20 protein-coding genes, 2 tRNA genes and 1 pseudogene are annotated in these 21,459 nt (G+C 61.0%); 9 read left to right on the top strand and 14 right to left on the bottom strand.

Annotated features, from left to right (window positions below):
• Positions 1-97 precede the first annotated feature (97 nt).
• Together QTA57_RS00510 and QTA57_RS00505 are read right to left on the bottom strand one after the other, a co-directional pair.
• Positions 98-1,525: a site-specific integrase gene (locus tag QTA57_RS00510; RefSeq protein WP_290153122.1), complete on the bottom strand. Its 1,428-nt coding sequence runs from the start codon at positions 1,523-1,525 to the stop codon at positions 98-100.
• Between the two features lie 235 nt (positions 1,526-1,760).
• Positions 1,761-1,834: transfer RNA gene (locus QTA57_RS00505), tRNA-Cys, on the bottom strand.
• A 172-nt stretch (positions 1,835-2,006) separates the two neighbouring features.
• Between QTA57_RS00505 and QTA57_RS00500 the strand changes: the two genes are divergently transcribed.
• From QTA57_RS00500 to QTA57_RS00485, 4 genes are all read left to right on the top strand, one after another.
• On the top strand, positions 2,007-2,660 hold the full coding sequence (locus QTA57_RS00500) for a protein-L-isoaspartate O-methyltransferase family protein (RefSeq protein ID WP_171557855.1): 654 nt from the start codon (positions 2,007-2,009) through the stop codon (positions 2,658-2,660).
• Between the two features lie 43 nt (positions 2,661-2,703).
• Positions 2,704-4,077 carry a TolC family outer membrane protein gene (locus QTA57_RS00495; RefSeq protein ID WP_171557856.1) on the top strand — a complete coding sequence of 458 codons (1,374 nt, stop codon included), beginning with the start codon at positions 2,704-2,706 and terminating at the stop codon, positions 4,075-4,077.
• 137 nt (positions 4,078-4,214) lie between these two features.
• The gene (locus QTA57_RS00490) at positions 4,215-5,273 is read left to right on the top strand and encodes a hypothetical protein (protein WP_290153121.1); all 1,059 of its coding nucleotides are present in this window, start codon (positions 4,215-4,217) and stop codon (positions 5,271-5,273) included.
• Positions 5,274-5,337: 64 nt separating this feature from the next.
• A complete protein-coding gene (locus QTA57_RS00485) occupies positions 5,338-6,192 on the top strand; it encodes a rhomboid family intramembrane serine protease (RefSeq protein WP_290153120.1) in 855 nt (284 codons plus the stop codon).
• A gap of 155 nt (positions 6,193-6,347) precedes the next feature.
• Here the strand turns inward: QTA57_RS00485 and QTA57_RS00480 are convergent, their stop codons facing one another.
• The 4 genes from QTA57_RS00480 to efp all read right to left on the bottom strand — a co-directional run bounded on the left by QTA57_RS00480 (position 6,348) and on the right by efp (position 9,351).
• Positions 6,348-7,280 (bottom strand): alcohol dehydrogenase catalytic domain-containing protein, encoded by a 933-nt coding sequence (locus QTA57_RS00480; protein WP_290153119.1) that lies wholly within the window; start codon positions 7,278-7,280, stop codon positions 6,348-6,350.
• 179 nt (positions 7,281-7,459) lie between these two features.
• Positions 7,460-7,864, bottom strand: coding sequence for a hypothetical protein (locus tag QTA57_RS00475; protein WP_290153118.1), 405 nt, complete (start codon positions 7,862-7,864; stop codon positions 7,460-7,462).
• Positions 7,865-8,018: 154 nt separating this feature from the next.
• Positions 8,019-8,558, bottom strand: a complete 540-nt coding sequence (locus QTA57_RS00470; RefSeq protein WP_290153117.1) for a Crp/Fnr family transcriptional regulator — start codon at positions 8,556-8,558, stop codon at positions 8,019-8,021.
• 229 nt (positions 8,559-8,787) lie between these two features.
• Positions 8,788-9,351 (bottom strand): elongation factor P, encoded by a 564-nt coding sequence (efp, locus tag QTA57_RS00465; protein ID WP_290153116.1) that lies wholly within the window; start codon positions 9,349-9,351, stop codon positions 8,788-8,790.
• 224 nt (positions 9,352-9,575) lie between these two features.
• On the opposite strand from efp, the gene QTA57_RS00460 reads away from it, so the two are divergent.
• On the top strand, positions 9,576-9,887 hold the full coding sequence (locus QTA57_RS00460; RefSeq protein WP_121899636.1) for a DUF6280 family protein: 312 nt from the start codon (positions 9,576-9,578) through the stop codon (positions 9,885-9,887).
• A gap of 53 nt (positions 9,888-9,940) precedes the next feature.
• Here QTA57_RS00460 and QTA57_RS00455 read toward each other — a convergent pair whose 3' ends face one another.
• A complete protein-coding gene (locus QTA57_RS00455) occupies positions 9,941-10,816 on the bottom strand; it encodes a LysR family transcriptional regulator (RefSeq protein WP_290153115.1) in 876 nt (291 codons plus the stop codon).
• Positions 10,817-10,923: 107 nt separating this feature from the next.
• Here QTA57_RS00455 and QTA57_RS00450 point away from each other — a divergent pair, with 107 nt between their 5' ends.
• Both QTA57_RS00450 and QTA57_RS00445 read left to right on the top strand, forming a co-directional pair.
• Positions 10,924-12,468 carry an NADH-quinone oxidoreductase subunit L gene (locus tag QTA57_RS00450; protein ID WP_290153114.1) on the top strand — a complete coding sequence of 515 codons (1,545 nt, stop codon included), beginning with the start codon at positions 10,924-10,926 and terminating at the stop codon, positions 12,466-12,468.
• A pseudogene (locus QTA57_RS00445) lies at positions 12,410-14,925 on the top strand (YbcC family protein). The gene QTA57_RS00450 and the pseudogene QTA57_RS00445 overlap by 59 nt, the downstream one beginning before the upstream one ends.
• Positions 14,926-15,100: 175 nt before the next feature.
• Here QTA57_RS00445 and QTA57_RS00435 read toward each other — a convergent pair.
• Positions 15,101-15,185 (bottom strand) — tRNA-Leu (locus QTA57_RS00435).
• Positions 15,186-15,432: 247 nt separating this feature from the next.
• Here QTA57_RS00435 and QTA57_RS00430 point away from each other — a divergent pair.
• Complete coding sequence (locus QTA57_RS00430; protein WP_290153111.1) at positions 15,433-16,143, top strand: hypothetical protein; 711 nt, start codon at positions 15,433-15,435, stop codon at positions 16,141-16,143.
• A 74-nt stretch (positions 16,144-16,217) separates the two neighbouring features.
• Here QTA57_RS00430 and QTA57_RS00425 read toward each other — a convergent pair whose 3' ends face one another.
• The 6 genes from QTA57_RS00425 to QTA57_RS00400 all read right to left on the bottom strand — a co-directional run bounded on the left by QTA57_RS00425 (position 16,218) and on the right by QTA57_RS00400 (position 20,891).
• Positions 16,218-16,757: an adenine phosphoribosyltransferase gene (locus QTA57_RS00425; RefSeq protein ID WP_290153110.1), complete on the bottom strand. Its 540-nt coding sequence runs from the start codon at positions 16,755-16,757 to the stop codon at positions 16,218-16,220.
• 79 nt (positions 16,758-16,836) lie between these two features.
• On the bottom strand, positions 16,837-17,499 hold the full coding sequence (locus QTA57_RS00420) for a DUF2927 domain-containing protein (RefSeq protein ID WP_290153109.1): 663 nt from the start codon (positions 17,497-17,499) through the stop codon (positions 16,837-16,839).
• A gap of 150 nt (positions 17,500-17,649) precedes the next feature.
• Positions 17,650-18,282: a LysE family translocator gene (locus tag QTA57_RS00415; protein WP_171557873.1), complete on the bottom strand. Its 633-nt coding sequence runs from the start codon at positions 18,280-18,282 to the stop codon at positions 17,650-17,652.
• Positions 18,279-19,307, bottom strand: coding sequence for a DUF418 domain-containing protein (locus QTA57_RS00410; protein WP_290153108.1), 1,029 nt, complete (start codon positions 19,305-19,307; stop codon positions 18,279-18,281). The genes QTA57_RS00415 and QTA57_RS00410 overlap by 4 nt, the downstream gene beginning before the upstream one ends.
• Positions 19,304-20,173, bottom strand: coding sequence for an S-methyl-5'-thioadenosine phosphorylase (locus tag QTA57_RS00405; protein ID WP_290153107.1), 870 nt, complete (start codon positions 20,171-20,173; stop codon positions 19,304-19,306). The genes QTA57_RS00410 and QTA57_RS00405 overlap by 4 nt, the downstream gene beginning before the upstream one ends.
• 112 nt (positions 20,174-20,285) lie before the next feature.
• A complete protein-coding gene (locus QTA57_RS00400; RefSeq protein WP_290153106.1) occupies positions 20,286-20,891 on the bottom strand; it encodes a flavin reductase family protein in 606 nt (201 codons plus the stop codon).
• 83 nt (positions 20,892-20,974) lie between these two features.
• Here QTA57_RS00400 and QTA57_RS00395 point away from each other — a divergent pair, with 83 nt between their 5' ends.
• Positions 20,975-21,457 (top strand): GNAT family N-acetyltransferase, encoded by a 483-nt coding sequence (locus QTA57_RS00395; RefSeq protein WP_290153105.1) that lies wholly within the window; start codon positions 20,975-20,977, stop codon positions 21,455-21,457.
• Positions 21,458-21,459 lie beyond the last annotated feature (2 nt).

Raw genomic sequence — 21,459 nt, 5'->3', positions numbered from 1 at the left:
TTGATAGGCCAAGCGTGCAACAAGTACATCGCCGTCACGACGGTCTTGGCTTACTAATGGAAGGGGCCAATCGGAACGGCCCCAACCACCTGACCGACTATCTCCCTTGGCCGATGGCGAAGCGGTCAATGGCCTCTTTCAACTGCGCCAAGGTGTAGCCTTCCCTCAGATACACTTCTTGCGTGACGCCTGACCGGGCGTGGCCGACGATGCACTGGATGATCGGCTCTGGCACGTTCGCTTGCCCCAGTCGCGTCACCACGGTGTGCCGCAGGCTGTGGAAGACAAGACCCGGCTGCTTGATCCCCAGCTTGGGCAAGAAACTCTCATTGCACCAGCGGCCCAAGTTGCGACCGTAGCCGCCATTGGCGCTGTAGCTGTAGTCTGGGAACAGGCGTGTGCCGTTCCGGCGGCAGTCCACGAACTCAAGAAAGCCAATGCGGATCAACTCGGAATGCAGCGGCACCTTACGCCGTCCTGCTTTCGACTTGACGCTTTTGGTGTCGTCGCCTTCGTCGGTGATGTTCAGGAACCAAGTATCGCCGTCCTGCTTCACATCGGCAATGTCGAGTTGGCAAATCTCGTTCAGACGCGCCCCGGTGAACATGCCCAAGAGCATTCCCCACTTGTGGCTGTCTTTGCGCACCAGTCCGGACGGGTTTTCTGTCAACTCGGTGTAGATCAAGCGCGCTTGGTCCGGTGTAAACGGCTTGCGCTCACTCTCGCTGGCCTTGTCCTTCGGTACCTTCATGCCTTCAAAGAGGGCGTGCGGCGCATGTCCGTGCCGTTCCGCCCAGTCGAAGAACATCTTGAACATCTGGATATGGCTGTTGATCGTCTTGGCCGCGATCTTCTTGTGCCCCGGTTCCTTGATGACCTGCATCAACGGCATGGCTTTAAACTTGGGCTTGGTGTTGCGGCTGGACGGTAGCGCCTGCAACACTTTCTTGACCTCGCTCGCATCCTGCTTGGTGATCGTGGCAAGAAGCCGATCCGGGCCGAAGTATTCAACAAGGATGTTCAGGTAAGCCCGGTTCTGGCCGGTGGTCTTATCAGCCCATTGGCGGGAATGCTCAGCGATGAAATCATCCACCGCCACGCCCAAGGACGATGAGGCTTGCGGAGCGGGTGCAGGAAGGGCTGACGCTATGGCCGGGGCTTCGTCATAGGAATAGTGCTCAAGGCGTTCTACGGCCTCCAGAACGCGTGTCAGCATGTCTCGGCGGCCCTTGCGCCATTCCCGGCGTAGCGAAGGCAGGTTCTCGTCCCATTGCTGGTCGTTCAGCCCAGACACTTCGCGAAACGCGTCATTGTTAAGGTAGGTGTCAGCAAGAAGATCTTCGCCCTCGGCTGCATTTCCTTGCACCGCCAACTCTTGCCGCATTGTGTCGATGGATTGTTCAGGGAAGCCCCTGTCGTTCATGTGTTCAAGATACTTGTCGAGTTGCGCACGGAAGTACCTTTGCACCAGCGTGCGTATCTCGTCTTGTCTCAGTCGCATCAATGCCCTGTTATTCCGCAACAATCTGCCGCAAGATGCAAGATAACGCGCGAGATCACCAGCCCGATCCGGGCAACGTGTTCGTAGGGAGATACGGACGCTTGTTCGTCTTCCTTCTTTGGATGAGGCAATGGGCCAGCGAAAGTAGTAAATCCCATGTCTTGAAGGGCTTAGATAGGATGACAGCATCATAGGGCGTGTGTCCCACTTTGTGTTACACCCGACCGTTCAGTCGCTAACCCTATGATTTAGAAAGAAATGGAGGCGAGTACCGGAATCGAACCGGTGTACACGGATTTGCAATCCGCTGCGTCACCACTCCGCCAACTCGCCCTCCGTGGTGCTGCTCGGGGGTAGCGAATTGGGGGAGACGGTGCAAGCGGTAAAAGCTTCGAACAATCGGCAGGCCAGCGGAGAATGGTCGCGGTCCGCGCCATAGTTATTGCGAAGTCTGGGCGCTTGTGCCATCACGGCACAAACGAAACTATACTCATTGGTTCAGTTCATGACCGACTTCGCGTCCCGCCGCACAATTATGGTCGACACGCAGGTGCGCCCATCCGATGTGACCAAGTTCCCGATCATCGATGCGATGCTCACCATCCCGCGCGAAGCCTATATGCCCGATGACAAGTTAGATCTGGCGTATGTCGGTGCGCATGTTGATCTGGCGCCTGGGCGCGTCGTGTTGGACCCGCGTGTTTTGGCAAAAATGCTGGATGCCCTTGATTTGGAGCCCGGTGATCTGGTGCTCGATATTGGGCCAGGGTTGGGCTATTCCACAGCGATTTTGGCGCGGATGACCGAGGCTGTGGTCGCGGTTGAAGAAGACCCGACGCTTGCAAAGGAAGCAGAAAATATCCTTGGGCAACAGGGCGTCGACAATGCCGCTGTGATCGAAGCGCCGCTGACAGACGGCAGCGCCAAGCACGGACCCTATGACGTGATCTGCATTCAGGGTGCGGTACAAACTCTGCCCGATGCGATCATTGATCAGTTGAAGGAAGGTGGCCGTATCGCGGCGATTTTCATGGACGGGGCTTTGGGCGAATGCCGCATCGGTCGCAAGGTTGATGGCCGGATGAACTGGCGGATGGCCTTTAACGCAACGGCGCCGATCTTATCCGGTTTCGAAGCAGTGCCGAGTTTCCAATTTTAGACCAACATTGCGGCCCGCATCGGGCCATCATGAGGCAGGACATATGACTCGATCCATTGTTACCGCTGCGGCTGCTCTAGGGGTTGCCCTGAGCCTTGGTGCGGCACCGAAAGCCGCTCAGGCGGACAACCTGCGCGATGCATTGGGCGATGCTTATGAGAATTCTAGCATCTTGGAGCAAAACCGCTATCTCCTGCGGTTGCAGGATGAAGGCGTGGCGCGGCAGATTTCGGGTCTGCGTCCGATTGTCAATTTCGTTGCCAACAGCAGTTGGAATTCAATCACCGACACGACCACCAACAGCCTGTCTCTGGTCGCGGATCTTCTGATCTACGATAGCGGGGGGACGCGCCGTCTCGTCGATGCGGCGGAGGAATCCGTTTTGGCGGCGCGGCAGAGCTTGATCGCGCTGGAGCAGCAAGTGCTGCTCGATGCTGTTAGGGCCTATATGAATGTCTGGCGCGATATTCAGGTGGTGCAGGTTCGCGAAAGCAACGTGCGGGTCGTGACGCAACAGCTTCGCGCCGCCCGGGACCGCTTCGAGGTTGGCGAGGATACGCGGACAGATGTGGCGCAGGCCGAAGCCCAACTGGCCGCCGCGCGCTCCGCTCTGGCCGCTGCCCGTGGTCAGCTTGAGATCAGCCGGGAACTCTTCACCATCGCGGTCGGGCGTCCATCTGAGGGCCTCATCGGTCCGGGTGCACTACCCGATTTGCCAGATACCGAGTCCGATGCCGACAGCCTGGCGCGGCAACAGCACCCCACGATCCTGGGCTTGCAGCACGAAGTGCGCGCGGATGAGTTCGCTCTGGCTGCCGCCCGGACGGATTATGGCCCCTCTCTCTCGCTCCGCGCGGAAGCCGGAGAAACCTGGGGCGATCGAAATGATGGCGAAAGCAGCTCGCTCAGCCTAACCCTGACGCAGCCGATCTATCGCGGTGGACAGCTCTTTTCGCTGGAACGCACCGCCATCGCCACACTCAGCGCAACGGAGTTCGAGTTGCAGCAGCAGGTTCGGGTGATCATCCAAACCGTTGGCAATGCTTACGCGCAACTGCGCATCGCCAATGCGCAAATCCAATCCTCCGATCAACAGATTCGCGCCGCGCGTCTGGCGTTTGAAGGGGTCCGGGAAGAGGCCGCGCTTGGCGCGCGAACCACCCTTGATGTGTTGGATGCGGAGCAGGATCTTCTAGATGCGCGGATCAGCCGTATCCAGGCGCAGGCTGATCTCTATGTCGGGGCCTATTCGGCGCTTGCCAGTGTCGGATTGCTGACGGTCGATCATCTTGATCTCGATGTGCCGCAATATGACCCAAGTGCGTATTACAACGCCTATGGCAGCGGACCTCCGCGATCGCCGACGGTCCGCGGGGACCGGTTGGACAGCGTGTTGGAGCGTCTTGGCCGCGAGTGACAAGGCACTGGCGTAATCTGCCAGGTTCTGCGGATATTGAGCTATCCATTGTGTGAGATCGCGGCTGCGGTTATCCTCGTGCCTACAAGAACACCCGCCCATGCGGGGAATCGAGGCGAGTCGAGGAGAGGTTGCGCATGTCTGATCCAGCAAAATCAGAAGCGATTGAGGATGTTTTGTCGTCAATCCGTCGGCTTGTCTCCGAAAACCACCCTGCCACCGAAAGCAAGCCCGCACCCATCGAGGGGGCGGAGGTCCAGGCAGATGCCGAAGGAAAACTGGTTCTGACACCGGCTCTGCGCATCGCCGACCCTGACGATCCGTGGCGGCCGATTTCGGTCAGCGAGGAGGCGGAGGATCACGACAATCCCGAGAGCGCTGTGGACGATGACTCGTCAACGGATATCTCCGAGGACGAGATCGTCGCAGACGCTTCTGACCCCGAGGCGGCGGCAGCGGACGAGGCCGCCGCAGAGGCCATCGCAGAGATAGAAGCGGCTGTTGCCGAGACCGACGGGGGCCCCGAAGAAGCCGCTGTCGAGCATGGTCCGTTTGAACCCGAGCAGGGGGACAATGACTGGCCTGACGCGACCAGCGGCGACGCCGCTCTCGACATCGCAGCGCTGCGCCAGGCGCGCAAGGACGAGCCGGAGCCGTATCAAGACGAGGGCGCTCTCGAGGTGGAAGCGCCGACCGAGGTTGTCGAGGATGATGACGCGGGCGGTGAGGTCGCCGAGTTGGCCGAAGACCACGCAACCTCCGACGAGCCCGCTGCAGAAGATCACGACCTTCAAGAGCAGGCCGAGCAGAACGCCGATGAGACAGATTGGTCGGAGCCCGAGAGCCTTGACGAACCTGTCGAAGCCGAAGAGCCCGCTGAGGCAGAGCCTGACACCACTCCTATGTTCAGCCGCACCGCAGCCCGCGACCGGGTTGTGGATTTGGGCGCACAACTGAAGGAACCCTCTGGTGAAGACGGGTTGGAAGATGTGGAGGATTTGGGCGAGGAGCCGGGTCTCTTCACTTTCCCCGAGCAGGCCGCGACGGAGATCGACGAGGAGGTGCTCCGTGAGATTGTGGCCGAGGTTGTGCGCGAGGAGATGCAGGGCATTTTGGGCCAGCGGATCACCCGCAATGTCCGCAAAATGGTCCGCCGTGAAATCCGCATGGCGCTGGCCGCCGAAGAGCTCGAGTAACAAGCCGCCCTTTCGAGACGGGTTTCCCTTGACCTCTTAGGCCGAGGCGTCACTCTTATGCGCAATGTTTCCAATTCGCGACCATAACCCATCTGATCGCACGCCCATCGTGACCTATGGACTGATCGCGATGAACGTCGTGATTTTTCTCAGCTATTACCCCGGCCTGGCAGATAGCCCGGTGCAATTGGCAGGGTTCTACGACGAATGGGGCTTGGTCCCGGTGCAGCTTTTGCGGGACGGCGAGGCCCTGCCGCTGCTGACCTCGATGTTTCTGCATGGTGGCTGGATGCACATCATCGGCAACATGCTGTTTTTATGGATTTTTGGCGATAATCTCGAAGACCTTCTGGGCCATTTTGGCTTTCTGATCTTCTATCTCGCATCTGGGGCTGCGGCCGGGCTTGGGCAGATCCTGTCTGATCCGAACTCGACTGTGCCGATGGTGGGCGCGTCCGGCGCCATCGCGGGGGTCATGGGCGGCTATCTCCTGATGTTCCCGCGGGCACGGATCGATGTTCTTGTGATCATTGTGGTCATCATCAAGATTTTCACCATTCCCGCCTGGCTGATGCTGGGACTCTGGTTCGCGCTGCAACTCTTCAACGGGATTGCCATCGATGCGGCCGGTGGCGGGGTCGCCTATTGGGCCCATGCGGGTGGCTTTGTGGCCGGCGTGCTGTTTATGCTCCCGGTTTGGTTTCGCAGGGGCGGGGCCGGGTATTGGGCCGAGACCCAGGGCAAACCACCGCATGAAGACGTCGAATACCGTGTGACGCGCCGCAGCGGCATCCCCCGCATACAACGCCGAAGCGCGCCGCGCGGCGCCGATGACCGACCCTTGGGAGATCTCAGCCGGGTGCCGCGCACTGGTACCAGACGCGGGCCGAGATCCCCTTGGACGGGCGGGCAGGATTAGACCTCTGATGCGAATGGCTGCGGCCTTCCAAGGGGTGATTTGTGCCTTCACCCCCGCATTGCCGGTATGCAACGAATGGTTGTTTCAGATCATGTCCAGTGGATCGCACTAAACGTGCGGAAACGACAGGCGTGGCTGTTCCAGAACTCAGACCTTCAGGGGATCAAGACAACGCGCCCCGCCTTCCGACCCTCAATGTGATCAAATGCCGATCTTCCATCCGACAACGGAACTTCAAGGCCGACTTCAAGCTTTGCCTGTCCTTTGTGAAGAAGGCGCGCCAACTCAGAAAGCGCATTCGCGTTGGGTTGGAAAATCGTCCACTGATAGTTCTTTACGCCCTCCGGTAGGGCCTTGCGGCTGGCGCGCTTGCCCAGGAAGGTCTTAACAGCGCCCTTGATCAAACCGCTTTCGTCGAAGGTCCGTAGCAGCGGGTGAACTGTTGTCGCATGCCCAAAGGCGTTCTCTTTTAAACAGCCAAGAAGCTGCTGGTCATGATCCCAAGTCGCAAAGTTAAGCGTCGCATCGAACAAACCCGCCAACTCGCTGAAAGGGGTGCTGGAGAGATCGACGGCCTTGCTGGCCCCTAGCTCCAAGCAGTGGTCATGGTCTTTAGGAAACGCAATCGCCGTGACCTCGGCGCCCCAATCCGACAGCATCTGTATGGCAAGCGAACCCAGACCCCCCGCGGCACCGTGGATGAGGACGTTCTTACCGGGCGCATTCTCTGTTGTGAGACCGGCACCCCGCACTGCCAGCCACATTGTCGTGAAGCTGTAGGGAAGTGCGGCGATAGTTTTCAAGTCAGTTCCGTCAGGGACCATGGCCAGTGTTGCTGGACCCGCCTTGACACAAACATGGCTCGAATGAGTGCCCGCTCGGGAGGGCTTCTTAGCGCCGAACACCTGGTCCCCGACGTTATATGACGTAACGCCGTCGCCGACGGCAGAAATCGTCCCGGCGAAATCATTGCCAAGAACCATTGGAAACTCACCGGCGCCGAGCAATGACAAGAGCTTGCGACCATATCCCAGGGCCCGCTGTATATCGATTGGATTGACTGACGCCGCTGCAATTTCGATCTCCACCTCTCCGGATTTAGGCGCACTCCGAATGGTTTCGACTAGCTTCAAGGCGCCGGTCTCAGGATCTTGGCAAAGTAAGGATCTTCCGGGACTCATGAACTTTGTCCTCAATCATGAAGGTGTTGTTTGAGAATAATGCGGGGTTGGCCATCCTGAAGGCAGCCAACCACACACACGCCACGTCACGCAGTGTTGCGTGGCCGGAGGAGGAGCAGGCCGCCCAAGCCGCCAACCGTGCCGATCACATGGTTCATTTCGGCGACAATGTCGGGCGCGTGCAAGCCCCAGATCGGCCAGGCTGCCCACCAGCCGATGTAGTAGAACACGGTCATGAAGGTCACGATGCCCCAGGCTTCTTTCGTGAGCTTTGCCGCCGTCAGCGCGACCCAGACAAGCAGCAGGTTGACCCCGAGCGCCAGCATCGCACCGCGAAAGGCATGGTAGTTTGAATGGGTCGGTGCATCGGGCAGGTTCACAGACTGAAACGCAGGGTTCCAGGTGAAACTGATGGTGTACCAAAAGCTGACGAAGCCCCCGATGAGACCAAGCAGAAGCAAGAGTCGACCGGCCAGCAGTCTTGAATTCATATCGATATTCCTTTGTAGCGGCGCGCAACCGCAGGTGGCGTTCCCGTGCTGTGTCCCCCTTATTGGCGCACGGCGATGAAGGCCTTCGCCAGGGACAGCAGCACCCTATACGGCGGGCCTTACAAAGAGGTGCGGCGCGGCGCCTTATCGATTGTTAAGAGAACTGCGCTTTTTTGCGGATGCGGCTGAGCGAGACCGGCGTGATCCCAAGATAAGACGCGATGTAATGCAGCGGCACAAGGTCGAGAACGGCAGGGTCGTCGTTGATCAACGCCCTGTACCGCTCCTCCGGCGGTCTGCCAATCCGGTCAACGAAGAGGTCCTGGTAGTTCACTAGGCAGTGGACGATGACCGACTCCATGTAATCCTTCATGCCGGGCGTTTTTGCGGCTTCCTGCTCCAGCTCGGATTTGTTCAGAATTCGCACCACACAAGGTGTAATGGTCTCATGCTCGTATTTGCTTGGGTCTCCAGTGTGCATGCTCTGCAAAGAGGCGCACAGCTCGCCAGGCAGGAAGAACTTCACAGAGACATCGGCGCCATCATTGTTGTGCCAAAGCCGAATACAGCCTGACTCGATGAAATAGGCGTGTCGGCTCACATCACCGGCATGCAGAAGCGTGAAGCGTTTCGGAAACGTTCTGGCAACGCCAAGCCGCGAGAACAGCCCCTGTAGCTCATGTGAAACCTTCACGTGTGCTTTCCCATCTTTCAGCCGTGCACAGACATCCTTTGCATGCTGTCAGCAAATCACCACGCGCAAGGTGACTGCCACTCACGACCACGTTGCTGTCATTCGCGTTGCAATGCAACCGAAGCGGACACGGATCTGGAGGAATTCAAAGGCAGCTTCGTGCGGCAAAGCTGGCATCCTACGCTAGCGTGCCGCCACGATCCGTCCGCCCCGTCTCCACCTGGCCACATCAGGCGCGTTCGGAGTACTCCATTGTCTCAGTGTTGATGATGACGTCCTCATCTTGCCCGACGAAGGGCGGCACCATGACTTTCACACCATTGTCCAGGACCGCTGGTTTGAAGCTGTTGGCCGCTGTTTGACCCTTCACGACCGGCTCCGTCTCGACGATCTTGCACGTCACTTTCTGCGGCACTGTCGCATTGAGCGCCTCGTCTTCATAGAACTCCACAACGATGGTCATGCCGTCCTGCAGGAACGGGCGGCGGTCGCCAAGCAGGTCGGCGGGCAGCTCAATCTGCTCATAGGTTTCGGCATCCATGAACACCAGCATCCCATCGGATTCATAGAGAAATTGCTGGTCTTTCTGTTCCAAACGCACCCGCTCGACCTTGTCGGCGGAGCGGAACCGCTCGTTCAGCTTCGACCCGTTGCGCAGATTCTTGAGTTCGACCTGTGCAAAGGCCCCACCTTTGCCGGGCTTCACATGATCGACCTTCACCGCAGCCCATAACCCGTCATTGTGTTCAAGCACATTTCCGGGGCGAATCTCATTTCCGTTGATCTTTGGCATCGTCCGAACCCTGTCAAAACTGTGGCAAAACCTTGTGATTTGCTTGAGCCGACCTATATCTGGCGGCTAGCGGGGTGGCAATACACCGAGTTCAGTGCAGTTTTTCGCCGAGCTATGCGTTTGGCGAATATCATGTATGCAAAGATTGCATCACAGAATCGCACAAGAAAGCGGCATAAGAGGCGTCACGCCGAAAATGCAAGAGCAATAAAAAGGACGACGAAATGCGAGATTTCGTTGATGGCACTGCCTTCAACTTTGAGCAAGGCCAACGGTCGCGCAAACTGTTTGCCGCTGTTGTACTGGCTGCGTTGGATGATGCGATTGCCGACGACAAGAAATATGGTAACGGGCCGGAGCAGATCGCCCGTTGGGCGCGTTCCCGCGATGGGCGCGAAGTGCTGAGCTGTGCCGGTATCGACCCCAATGAGCGGGTTGTGTCGGGGCTGATGGCTTTTGTGGGCAATGGTGTGCGCACCTCCGTCGCGCTCAGCCGTGAAGAAAGCGAACGCCGGAACCAGGCCGAAGCCGCCTGATCCACACCACAGGAAAAGCTGCTTGAAAAGCGCGTCCCTCTGGGGCGCGCTTTTCAGTTTGGCGATGCCAAAACCTTCGAGACAAGCGGGTTTGGAAACTGCCGGGGCAGGGTGATTGCCCAAAACTCCTCATGCAGGTCTTCCAATTGCGGGGCTTCGACCAAAAGGCCACTCTCCAATTCATCCCTGACCACGATCGGCGGGACCAGCGCCAAACCGGCATCTTCCCGGACCAAGAGACGCATCATCGCCATGTCATCGGCCTCCGCCGCGATCACGGGCATGACGTCCAGGCGCTCGCAAATCCGGTCGAACTGGGTGCGCAGCGTGTTCCCCTCACTGGGCAGGATCAGCGGCGTATCGCGTAAGATCTCCGCAACGGGCCGACCGTTCGGCAGACGATGGGGATGACCCACCAACCGCACAGGTTGATCGTCGATCCGGTGGCTGCGCCACGGCGTGGCCGCATCATGGCGTGGGGCTTCGTTGAGCAGCACCACGTCGAGGCGGAGCGCTTCCAATTCGGCCAGCAGTTCCGCCAAAGACCCCGCGCGGAGCACCACCGAGACATCGGGCGCGCCCAAGAGTGGCCGCAAGAACGTAAGCTGAAAGTTCCGCGACAGCGTGGCCAAGGCACCGACCCTGAGCACCTGCCGCGCGGCCACGCGTCCAGCGAGCGTCTCCAGCAACTCCTCACCCGCCTCAAACGCCGTATCAGCGCAATCCAGCGCGATGCGCCCGGCTTCGGTCAGATGCAGCACCCGCCCGCGCCGTTCAAAGAGCGCATGGCCCAAACGGGCCTCCAGTGTTTTGATCTGGGTGGAGACAGCGGATTGGGCCACGCCCAGGGTCTCGGCGGCCCGGGTCAGGTTGCCTTCATGCGCGACGGCATGGAAGGCGCGCAGATGGGTGTAATTCAGTTTTGCCATATGTTCTACAATATAGAACGTTACTCGCATAACAATATATTTTTATTCTATTCATTTGGCCGCTACATCTCCCCGAACGCAGAACAGACTGACCGGAGACGTGCCCCATGACTTTCCTCGCCTATCTTGCGCCGCTGGCCCTGATTGCCGCCGCAATTGTTGCCTTCGCGGGCCCGGGCATGCGCCCCGCGCGCAGCTTGGCCTTGATTAATGCGGCGAGCCTCCTTGCGCTTGTCATCGCTGCGGCTATCGCGGTGACGGTGATGTTGCAGGGGCCAACAAGCTCTGCGCTGATCGGTGCCAATGGTCTCGGCCTGCAAATCCGGCTTGATGCGCTCTCAGCGGTGATGATGGCTTTGGTCAGCTTCATTGGCTGGGTCGTGCTGCGCTATGCCCGGAACTACATGGATGGGGACGCACGGCAGGGGGCGTTTTCCGGCGGGCTGGCCCTGACACTTGGCGCGGTGATGCTTCTGGTGATGTCGGGCAATGTCCTGCAACTGGTCTTGGCCTGGATGTTGACTAGCCTGTCGCTGCATCGGCTTTTGACTTTCTATGGCGAGCGCCCGATTGCGCGGCTCGCCGCGCGGAAGAAATTCCTTTTTGCCCGGATTGGGGATGTGTTCCTGATCTCGGCGGCCGTGATCCTGTTCCAAAGCTTCGGCACTGGCGAGATCGCCACGATCACTGCACAGCTGCAAACCGGTGAGATCCCCGGCGGCCTCACCTGGGCCGCGATCTTCCTAGCGATCACCGCGCTTCTGAAATCGGCGCAATTCCCGACCCATGGCTGGCTGACCGAGGTGATGGACGCGCCGACGCCGGTTTCGGCCCTGCTTCATGCTGGCGTGATCAACGCGGGCGGCTTCCTGGTGATCCGCTTCGCCGATCTGTTCCTGGTCGCCGGGCCGGCCATGCATCTGCTGGCCATCGTCGGCGGGTTGACGGCCGCGCTGGCCTCGCTGGTGATGCTGGCGCAGACCTCGATCAAGGTGAGCTTGGCTTGGTCCACGGTTGCGCAAATGGGCTTCATGCTGCTGCAATGCGGGCTCGGGGCCTTCTCGACCGCACTCCTGCATATCGTGGCGCACTCGCTCTACAAAGCGCATGCCTTCCTCGGCTCCGGTTCGGTGGTCGATCAGGCACGGGCCAAGTTGGGCCACCGGCTGGCGCTGCCGAAACTCTCCGATATGGGCCTGGCACTTGGTGTCGCGGCGCTGACGGTCTTGGGCACCGGATGGGCCTTCGGTGTGACGCTGGAGAGCAAACCGGCGCTGGTTGTCCTTGGGGCCATCCTGGTCTTTGGCCTCGCCCATCTGATGGCGCTGGCCTTGGGGCAGCAGGCGCGCGGTGCTCTGGTGGCCAAGGCGGCTTTGGCCTCCGTCATGCTCTCGACGCTCTATTTCGGGCTGCAATTGGGCACCGAAGCCCTGGTGGCAAGCGCCGTTCCGGTGACGGGTGCCGTCTCCTTCGGCACCGCGCTCCTGATGGGGCTGATGCTGGCGGTCTTCGCGCTCACTGCATGGATACAGCTTGCCGCACCCCGTGCCGTGGCGTCGGGCCGCTGGCAGGCCTTCGCGGTGCATCTGCGCAATGGCTTCTACGCCACCACCACCCTCAATCGGGCGCTGGCGCCCTCGCTCAAAGCTTGATGCACGCGGAAGGACCAAAACAATGACCTTGATGACCGACATCACCGCCGATCTGACACCGCAGGCCATTGCCACCGCCGCCGATAGCGCGGGCCGCCGCCTGGCACCAATCTGGCCGCTCAGCAGCTTTGTCGCCGTGAACCCGTTCCTGGGCCTGGCCGACCGGCCCTTTGACGAGGCTGTGGCCTATGTCGGCAAAATCGCCGGGGCGCAGATGACCTTGCCGCGGAAAGAATATGCCAACGCGATCACGACCGGGCGGATCACCGGCGCCGATCTCGACTATGCAGTGGCGCAAATGCCGGACGTGGCGGTGGATGGATTGGCTTTGGGTCGTTTGGCCGATGAGGCCGGCCCGGAAGGTAAAACACCTTGGAAGACCGTCGCCGATCTGGCGGTTGAAACCACTGGTAGGGATTGGCCAGCCCATGTGACCGAACGGATCGCAAGCTTCGCAGCCGCGCATTTCGACACAGGCCAGGCCGCGTGGAAACTGGCCGGGGCTGGCGGGCTCTGGGCCGCGTGGAAGGCTGAGGCCGCCCATGACGCCAGTGCCGAGATCCTTGGCGTCATCGGCGCACGTGCAAAAATCTCCGCCTTGCCCGACGATGCGGAGGCGGCACTACTCTGGGCCGCTGGTGAGCTTGGATTGTCCGAAGCCGTATTGGCCGAGGTCTTCACCCGGGCGCTTTACACGATTTCTGGCTGGGCAGGGCATGCCCGGTATCATCTCTGGCAGGCGGAACTGGCGGGCGAGACTGATAACTCGCTCCGTGACCTCCTGACGGTTCGGATGGTTTGGGAGGCGCTGCTTCTGCCGCATGTGGATCGCGCGGCTTGGGAGCAGGCGAAAGCCGCCTACGCCGATCTGCCAAAGGCGGGTGTTGAAGATCGCGCCGCATTGGCGCTGCAAATCGCCTATGAGCATGGCTGGCAGCGGGAGGTGTTTGCGGAACTGGGGCAGGAGACACCCGCCGCGCCCAAGCGTCCAAATGTGCAAGCGGCTTTCTGTATCGATGTCCGCTCCGAGGTTTTCCGGCGCGCGCTTGAAACCACGCTTCCCGGGGTCGAGACCATCGGGTTTGCCGGGTTCTTCGGCGCGGCATTGTCCTACCGTCCGCTTGGTGCGGCACACTCCACCGCACGGTGCCCGGTTCTGCTGAGCCCGGCGGGCGAGGCGTCCGATGAGACCAATGCAGAGCTCGCCGCCACGCGTCAGGGCCGGATCGCGGCGAAATCGCTCTGGACACGCTTCAAACAAGCCGCTGTGGCCAGTTTCGGCTATGTCGAGGCGCTTGGGTTGAGCTATGCGCCGAAGCTGCTGGCGCAGTCGCTGCGCGGCACCACGGCGCTTGGCCAAGGCAATGCGGGTCTGACCGATGCGGAAGCGGCCACCTTGACCCCTTCCCTCGACGTGATCCCACCCGCAGATCGGGCCGCCACTGCCGCCACGATCCTGGGTGCGATGTCGATGGCCAAAGGGCCGTTTGCACGGATCGTGATGCTAGCCGGGCATGGTGGGCAAAGTCTCAACAATCCGCACGCGGCGGGCCTGGATTGTGGCGCCTGCGGCGGTCACACAGGCGAGGCGAATGCCCGGCTGGTGGCCAAGCTCTTGAACGACCCTCAAGTGCGGGCCGAACTGCCCGATCATGGGATCGACCTCCCCTCGGATACAGTGTTCATCGCGGCTTTGCATGATACCACCACCGATCAAGTCGCGCTGTTTGACATCGACAATGTGGTTGAGAGCCATGCCGATGACCTTGCTCAGCTGCAGAAAGCCTTGAAAGAGGCGGGCGGTCTGGCCCGGGCGGAGCGCGCATCGCTTCTGTCACTTGATAAGGGTCTCGACTTGGATGGGGCGATTGCGGCCCGGGCGCGGGATTGGTCTCAGGTGCGGCCCGAATGGGCGCTCGCGGGCTGCGCGGCGTTCATTGCCGCCCCGCGTCACCGGACCCAAGGCACTGATTTGGCGGGCCGCTCCTTCTTGCATTCCTATGAGTGGCAGGCGGATGCGGAAAACGGCTTTGGTGTTTTGGAGTTGATCCTGACGGCGCCCCTGGTCGTGGCCAGCTGGATCAACCTGCAGTATTACGGCTCTTCGGTCGACAACAAGGTCTTCGGGGCTGGCAACAAAGTCCTGCACAATGTCTCTGGCCTGGTTGGCGTTTTGGAGGGCACGGGCGGCGATCTTCGGCCCGGCCTCCCCTGCAATCGGTGCATGATGGTGAGCGGTTGATCCACGAGCCGATGCGGCTTTCCGCAGTGGTCGAAGCACCGGTCAGCGCGATGAATGCGGTGATTGAGCAACATGAGGGATTGCGGGACCTGCTGGACAATGGCTGGCTGCATCTCTTCCAGATGGATGCCAGCGGCCAAGTCGCACTCCGTTATACGGGTGATCTGACATGGGAGCCGGTTGCGGGCCTCCCAATGGATCGCGCCGTCGCCTGAGCGTCATTCACGGATCAACAGCCCTGGAGGGGCGGCGTGGGGATGCGCCGCCCTTCTTTCATGTGATGACGCGGGTCGGACGGAAGCTTGCGGAGGTGGCGAAAGTCTGACCGGAATTCTTGCCACGGATTTGGCGCGCGAGATCAAATCGTTCCCTTAGAAAACGCGATTCGGATGGTGGCCGCTGTGGGACTCGAACCCACACGCCCGAAAGCCTCGGATTTTAAGTCCGGTCTGTCTACCAATTCCAGCAAGCGGCCACGAGAAGAGCCATACAAGCCCGTTTCCCGAAGGTCGAGAGCTCCCGTGCAATGGACTGCAATTCCAAACAGCTCCGACAATCAAACCGCGCCTAAAAGAGACGGCGCAACCAATCACGGCATATCTGCCCAAGGGTTCATTCAGCCGGAAATCGCGCAACAACGAAGATTTGCGGCAGATCAAGGCAGCTGAAATTTTTCAAGTCATACTAATATTTGGAAACGCGCCAATCTGACGGAGGCCATGATGGTCCGACAACGCAAAGAATTGCTAACCGTCACACCGCCCACTTTGGAGCGGTTTGGATTTGATCAGATTGACCAGGCCCTAGCGATAACCGGGCCCGCCATGCGGCGCGACTGGTTGTTGGCGCGGTTTCAGGAAGGGCTGCAATTGCGCATGTTGCGGACGCCTGACCTGGGTCTCATCGCCTTCACACCTGGCCGGGCGGCCTGGGTGCCGATTGCCGGTGCCGAAGAAGCCGTGGTGGTGCACGACCTCCGTGTTGGGGCGCAGTCGACCGCCCCCGAGACGGTCCGCCGATTGTGGACTGCGGTGGAGGAGTGGGCGCGGTTTTACGGATTTTCGTCGGTTCTGGCGCTCTCGGGTTCGGCCCTCGGCCTGATCCCGCCGGATATGATCACCGGGCGGCGCTATGTCTGTCTGGACGAGGGGCCGGGGAAGACCCGGTTGATGGGGAAGGTTCTACGGGGCCGATCGCTCTGCCACGGATTCCGAAAGATTGGGCGCTCCGCGCGGAACGTCTTGGGCCGGGCCTCGTGGTCCAAAGCACCGGGCTGTCTTCAGATTTGGAGGCACGTGCGGAGGCCCTTCTCGGGCTGGCGCGGGCTGCCGGTTTGGCGGCGCGTCATGAGCGTCTGGATTCGGCGCAAGCGGCGCGGACACGGGCGGTTGCCCCTTCGGCGCTCTTCTCCGTCGTACTTGATGGCGAGGTGATCGCCAGTGACGGGCTTTCCGAGGTGCAGATTTGGACCGCGATCCGCCGACGGCTTGACGGGTAAGCCTTTGGATCAGGCGCCTGCGTAGCTGCAAAGCGCATGGACGGACATACCCATCGTCTCCAGCTTGGCCCGCCCGCCGAGATCCGGCAAATCCACTACGAAAGTGGTGCCGACAACCTGCGCGCCCAAACGTTCGATCAGTTTGATCCCGGCCTCGGCCGTGCCGCCAGTCGCCAGAAGATCATCGACCAGCAAGACGGCCTCGCCCGGGCTGAAGGAATCGTCATGGATCTCGACCGTGGCCTGGCCGTATTCCAACTCGTAATCCTGCGAGATGGTCTTGGCCGGCAGCTTGCCGGCCTTGCGGATCGGCACGAAGCCTTTGGAGAGTTGATGCGCCACCGCGCCGCCCAGGATGAAGCCCCGCGCCTCAAGCCCTGCGACTTTGTCGATCTGTTGCCCGACAAATGGGGCCAGGAGTTGGTCCACCGCCAAGCGAAATCCGCGCGGATCTTGGAACAAGGTGGTGACATCTCGGAATAGGATGCCCTCATGCGGGAAATCGGGGATCGTGCGGATGTAATCTTGCACCTGTTTTTGGTCGAGCATCTGCGAGCGGGTCCTTTGCGTGGGCGGGCCAGGGGCAGTGTAGCGGGTTTGGCGCGCGGGAACAGCGTTTATAGCTGGGTTATAGACGCGGGTAATGGCGCCGGAGCGCTGCGACGTCTTGGCCGGTTAGCCGGGTGACCGAATTGCTCTCCTCCGAGAAAATCGAGCGGCGATAGGCGGGGGAGGCGATATCGGTATGCAGCCCAAGCGCCTGGACAAGCTCTTCGAGGATGACACTGGCGATCTCGCGGCGGCGAATATCCCGGCTAATGGCGATGGCGGCGGCGGTGATCTCGTCGCCGCGCGAGCGAAGTGCGACACGGCCAATGGAGATGTCTGCGCCGTCCAGTTCCTGATTGCCGGTGCCAGTGATCTGTCCGCCTTGGGGTGTGTCGAGCAGATAGACCGGAATGTCGAACTCGCCCTCATAGACCCGCTCCAGGAACAGCCGCGCGCCGGAGCCGTTGATCTCGTCAATCGCTTGATCCAGCGCGGTATCCACCAGATCGAGCTTGTAGCTTGGGAAGGTGAAGCCAACCTGCGCAATTCCAACGCGCAGGCGCAACTGCTGATCTTCGGGCCAGCGGATTTGCGGCTTGGAGCAGGCGCCATCGGGTTCTGCACCGCAGGTGACCAGGCGGTAAAACGCCTCGTCGCTGATCAATCCCGGGACGGCGATGAATTCCTGTGCCGCCACGGGCAGGGGGACGAGAGCGGCAAGAAATGTGCGGCGGGTCAGCATGGGGTATGTGATGGGCGAGCGTGGCGCCGGGTTCAAGTTGCAAACGGGCGCTTTGGCGGAACTGTTGCGCGGAGGGCGCGCGCCGTCACGCCCCCTTCGGGAGCCCTCCGCCGCCCGCGTTGCCACGGCTGTGCCGCGTCCGGTGGCGCGTTACGCTTGCGCGCGGCGGAGTGTTGCGGTCAGCACGCCCATGCCGATCAATGTGGCGCCGCCCGCGCGGGTCAGCCAGGGGATCACGCCGGGCCGTGTCAGGCGGCTGCGGAGTTGATCAGCAAGCAGCGCATAGGCCAGAGCGTTGATCGTCGCCAGCGCCACAAAGGTGCTGATCAGGATGGCGAATTGCGGGATCAGCGCCGCGTTCGGATCGATGAATTGCGGCACGAAGGCAATGAAAAATGCAATCGATTTCGGGTTCAGGGCGGTGACAGTGGCGGCATGGCCGAAGGTTTTGCCGGCCGTGATCTCGGATGTGTTTGGCAAATGGGTCAGACCGGAGGCGCTCGCAGAGCGGATCAGCTTGATCCCAAGCCAGATCAGGTAAAGCGCGCCGGCCCATTTCAGGATTGTGAAGAGCGTGGCGGAGGCCAAGACCAACGCGCCAAGCCCGGCCAGCGAGGCGGTCATCGCCACCAGATCACCAACAGCCACCCCGGCGGCGGTGGAGACGGCGACCCGGCGGCCTTGGCTGAGGGCGTAGGACAGGACCAGCAGGACCGTCGGCCCGGGGATCAGCAGCAATGCGGTTGAGGCCGCAGTAAAGGCCAACCAAATCTCGAAACTCATCTTCGATCTCCTTCTGCGACCGGGCGGCGCGACAACGCCCGCATCGCTGCCTCAAGCGGTCCATATCGGGCAACGAACTGCCAAGCCCAGGCATAGACCACGGTCACTGCAATGAAACCGGAGCTAATCCAGAAGATCTCAGCGGGGTCAAGCTGCCCGTTCAGCAGGCCGATTTCATCCATCACACCCATGCCCAGATAGATATGCGCGAGGTAGAGTGTCAGGGCCTGGCGTCCGGGCCGGGTAAACCAGCCGAGCAGGCCACCGAGATAGGGGGCCGCCAGAAGGGCCGCCCCAATAGCCGCAACCGCGCTGCCCGAGGCCGCGAGCATATAGGCGGGACCGGGCGGGACCGGCGCAGTGGTCAGCAATTCGGCCAGTTCGGGGTCAGTGGCCGCAAGCAGGCCCGCCAGCCAGCGCGTGATGAGCGCAACCGCACTCCCCCAAAGCAGCAACTGAATTTGGACCCGGCGTTCCGCCAAATTCATCCGTCCAAGCGCCATGCCGATTAGGAAAAACGCGGCCCATGGGATAACCGGATGCCAGCCATTGTAGAATGTGTGGCGGAGAAACCCGGGCAGGGTCCAGAAATCCGCATATGTAAGCGTCTGCCAATCCCACCCGCGCTCATAGTTGAACAGGATAAGTCCGATCAGCGCGGCCAGAATGAACCCCGCAGCGCCGAGCCAAAGCACGCGGGCGGAGGCGGCGACAAACATCAGTGCGACCAGGAAGTAGATCGCGTAAAAATGTAGAATATCGGCGTCAAACAGCACCATATTGGCCATGCCGAGGATGAAAAGCAGCCCGGCGCGGATCAGGGTCCCCCGTACCTCGCCGCGCCCAAGGACGAAACCGACACCCGCTAGGACCACGAAAAGCGCCGCGGCGCGGCCCTCCAGCAACCCGGTCAGAGTCGAGTAGATGTCGTCCCCCGGCACCACCTGCGCGGCGAGCCGGAAATTTACAAAGACCATCCCGGCAAAAGCCGCAAAGCGCGCCAGATCAAGCCCGTCGAGCCTCACAAAACCCGCCCGGCCACGGCCGAGAGCCTCTCAACCATCGCCGGATCACGCTTGTCGGGCGCGGTCAGGATCGCGAACTCCAAGGCGCGATCACAGCCATGCGGACAAGGCGCGCGCTCGGACCCCAAGAGGCCTGGCAGTTTGGAAACCAGGGATTTCGCTTTGCCGGCATTGCCGCTCAGTGTCGCAATGATCTCTGCGATATCAACCTCGCCATGATCGGGATGCCAACTGTCATAGTCGGTGATCATCGCCACCGAGGCATAGCAAAGCTCCGCCTCGCGCGCCAATTTCGCCTCCGGCATATTGGTCATGCCGATGACGTCGCAGCCCCAAGTGTCGCGATACATGATCGACTCCGCGAGGGAGGAAAACTGCGGCCCCTCCATCGCCAGATAGGTGCCGCCGTCATGGACGGTGATGTCCGAGGCATGCGCCGCCTCAAGACAGGCCGCGCCAAGTCGGGGGCAGGTTGGATGGGCAACGCTCACATGGCCGACAAGGCCGGGGCCGAAGAAGCTCTTCTCGCGGGCAATCGTTCGGTCAATGAATTGATCCACAATGACAAAATCACCCGGCGCCATCTCTTCCCGAAACGACCCACAAGCCGAGACCGAGATCACATCTGTAACGCCCAAGCGCTTCAGCGCATCGATATTGGCGCGATAAGGCACTGACGAAGGTGTGTGCACATGGCCCCGGCCATGACGCGGCAGAAACGCCATTTTGACGCCGTCTAAACGCCCGACCAAAATCGCATCAGAGGGTGCGCCGAAGGGGCTGGCGACCTCCGTCCAGGTTGCATCCTCAAGCCCGTCAATCTCATAGACGCCCGAGCCGCCAATGACGCCGATCATCGTCTCCATCTGTCGTCCCCTCGCATCCGGTTTGTGATCAAGCTATCGGCAGAGGAGCAGGCCGACAACCGCTCCGGGCGCTCCCCCACTCATCGGGGCAATGCGCCGACCATGTGCAAGGTCACTCTCCAGGTCGAGAGAGTGAAAAGACCTCCTCGACCGCCGTGTAATCGCGATAGCCAAGCCGGGCCAACGGGCGGAATTTGGTGACGTCGAACATCCCGTCGACCAGGCAATCTTCCCGCAAATGCACGCCCGTGACCTCGCCAAACACCACGAAATTTGCCGCCCCCGGCAGCTGGACGATTTGCGTCAGTTTGCATTCCAGATTGGCCGGTGCCTTGGCCACGCGGGAACAGGCAATCGTCTCGCATTCGGCGCGCGCAATCCCGGCCAGCGCGAATTCGTCGGTTTCCTTCGTCCAGTCGCCCGAGGTATGGTTCATCCCGTCTCGGGCTGCATACTCCACGATATTGACGCAGAAGACGCTGGTGTCGCGGATATTGGCGACGCTGTCCTTGGTATCGCCCCGGTCGAGTTTCGCCGAGGTCGAGGCGAACATCACCTGCGGCGGGACATAGGCGACGGCGTTGAAGAAGGAATAGGGGGCCAGGTTCTCCGACCCGTCTGCAGCGCGTGTAGAAATCCAACCGATCGGGCGCGGCGTCACCACGGCGTTGAACGGGTTATGCGGCAGCCCGTGGCCGTCTTCTGGTCTGTAGAACATGGTCGATAAGCCTCTCTAATTTGGCAAGGAGTTAGCCGCGTGTTAGGGCCAAGGCCAGAGACAAATGAACGACACGGGCCCCCATGTATCACCTGCTCCGCGAAGAGCCTGATGACCGATGGGAGGTCGAGGCGCTTTACGATCTATGTTTCGCGCCCGGGCGCGAGGCGCTGTCGAGCTATCGGTTGCGGGATGGCGTGCCAGCGGTGCGCGACCTCTGCCATGTGGCGCGAGATGGCGATGGCATTTTGGCGGGTGCGGTGCGGTTTTGGCCGGTTCGTGTGGGCGAAGCTGGTGTAGAGGCGTTGTTGCTCGGCCCCATCGCGGTGCATCCGACCCGCCAAGGCGAGGGGTTGGGCGGCTTGTTGATGGAGCAGGGGCTCAGCCGCGCGCGTGAGGCCGGTTGGTCGCGGGTGATGCTGGTCGGCGATGCGCCATATTATGCGAAGTTCGGCTTTCTGCCGCTTCGGGGCGTGCAGATGCCGCCGCCGACAAATCCAGATCGGGTCCTTGGCCTTGGCGATTGGCCCGGCGTGACCGGGCAGGTCATGTCTTGGGCTCACTAGGC

It is taken from the genome of Fontisubflavum oceani, assembly GCF_030407165.1.
Classification (GTDB): Bacteria; Pseudomonadota; Alphaproteobacteria; order Rhodobacterales; family Rhodobacteraceae; genus Rhodophyticola; species Rhodophyticola oceani.
Note: the sequence above shows the minus strand (reverse complement) of the source record. Positions and strands in the feature narration are given on the sequence as shown.

Excerpts from the sequence above, each read along its gene's own strand:
- QTA57_RS00500 (WP_171557855.1), top strand. The coding sequence starts at position 2,007 with ATGACCGACTTCGCGTCCCGCCGCACAATTATGGTCGACACGCAGGTG.
- QTA57_RS00495 (WP_171557856.1), top strand. The coding sequence starts at position 2,704 with ATGACTCGATCCATTGTTACCGCTGCGGCTGCTCTAGGGGTTGCCCTG.
- QTA57_RS00490 (WP_290153121.1), top strand. The coding sequence starts at position 4,215 with ATGTCTGATCCAGCAAAATCAGAAGCGATTGAGGATGTTTTGTCGTCA.
- QTA57_RS00485 (WP_290153120.1), top strand. The coding sequence starts at position 5,338 with ATGTTTCCAATTCGCGACCATAACCCATCTGATCGCACGCCCATCGTG.
- QTA57_RS00475 (WP_290153118.1), bottom strand. The coding sequence starts at position 7,864 with ATGAATTCAAGACTGCTGGCCGGTCGACTCTTGCTTCTGCTTGGTCTC.
- efp (WP_290153116.1), bottom strand. The coding sequence starts at position 9,351 with ATGCCAAAGATCAACGGAAATGAGATTCGCCCCGGAAATGTGCTTGAA.
- QTA57_RS00460 (WP_121899636.1), top strand. The coding sequence starts at position 9,576 with ATGCGAGATTTCGTTGATGGCACTGCCTTCAACTTTGAGCAAGGCCAA.
- QTA57_RS00455 (WP_290153115.1), bottom strand. The coding sequence starts at position 10,816 with ATGGCAAAACTGAATTACACCCATCTGCGCGCCTTCCATGCCGTCGCG.
- QTA57_RS00450 (WP_290153114.1), top strand. The coding sequence starts at position 10,924 with ATGACTTTCCTCGCCTATCTTGCGCCGCTGGCCCTGATTGCCGCCGCA.
- QTA57_RS00430 (WP_290153111.1), top strand. The coding sequence starts at position 15,433 with ATGGTCCGACAACGCAAAGAATTGCTAACCGTCACACCGCCCACTTTG.
- QTA57_RS00425 (WP_290153110.1), bottom strand. The coding sequence starts at position 16,757 with ATGCTCGACCAAAAACAGGTGCAAGATTACATCCGCACGATCCCCGAT.
- QTA57_RS00420 (WP_290153109.1), bottom strand. The coding sequence starts at position 17,499 with ATGCTGACCCGCCGCACATTTCTTGCCGCTCTCGTCCCCCTGCCCGTG.
- QTA57_RS00415 (WP_171557873.1), bottom strand. The coding sequence starts at position 18,282 with ATGAGTTTCGAGATTTGGTTGGCCTTTACTGCGGCCTCAACCGCATTG.
- QTA57_RS00405 (WP_290153107.1), bottom strand. The coding sequence starts at position 20,173 with ATGGAGACGATGATCGGCGTCATTGGCGGCTCGGGCGTCTATGAGATT.
- QTA57_RS00400 (WP_290153106.1), bottom strand. The coding sequence starts at position 20,891 with ATGTTCTACAGACCAGAAGACGGCCACGGGCTGCCGCATAACCCGTTC.
- QTA57_RS00395 (WP_290153105.1), top strand. The coding sequence starts at position 20,975 with ATGTATCACCTGCTCCGCGAAGAGCCTGATGACCGATGGGAGGTCGAG.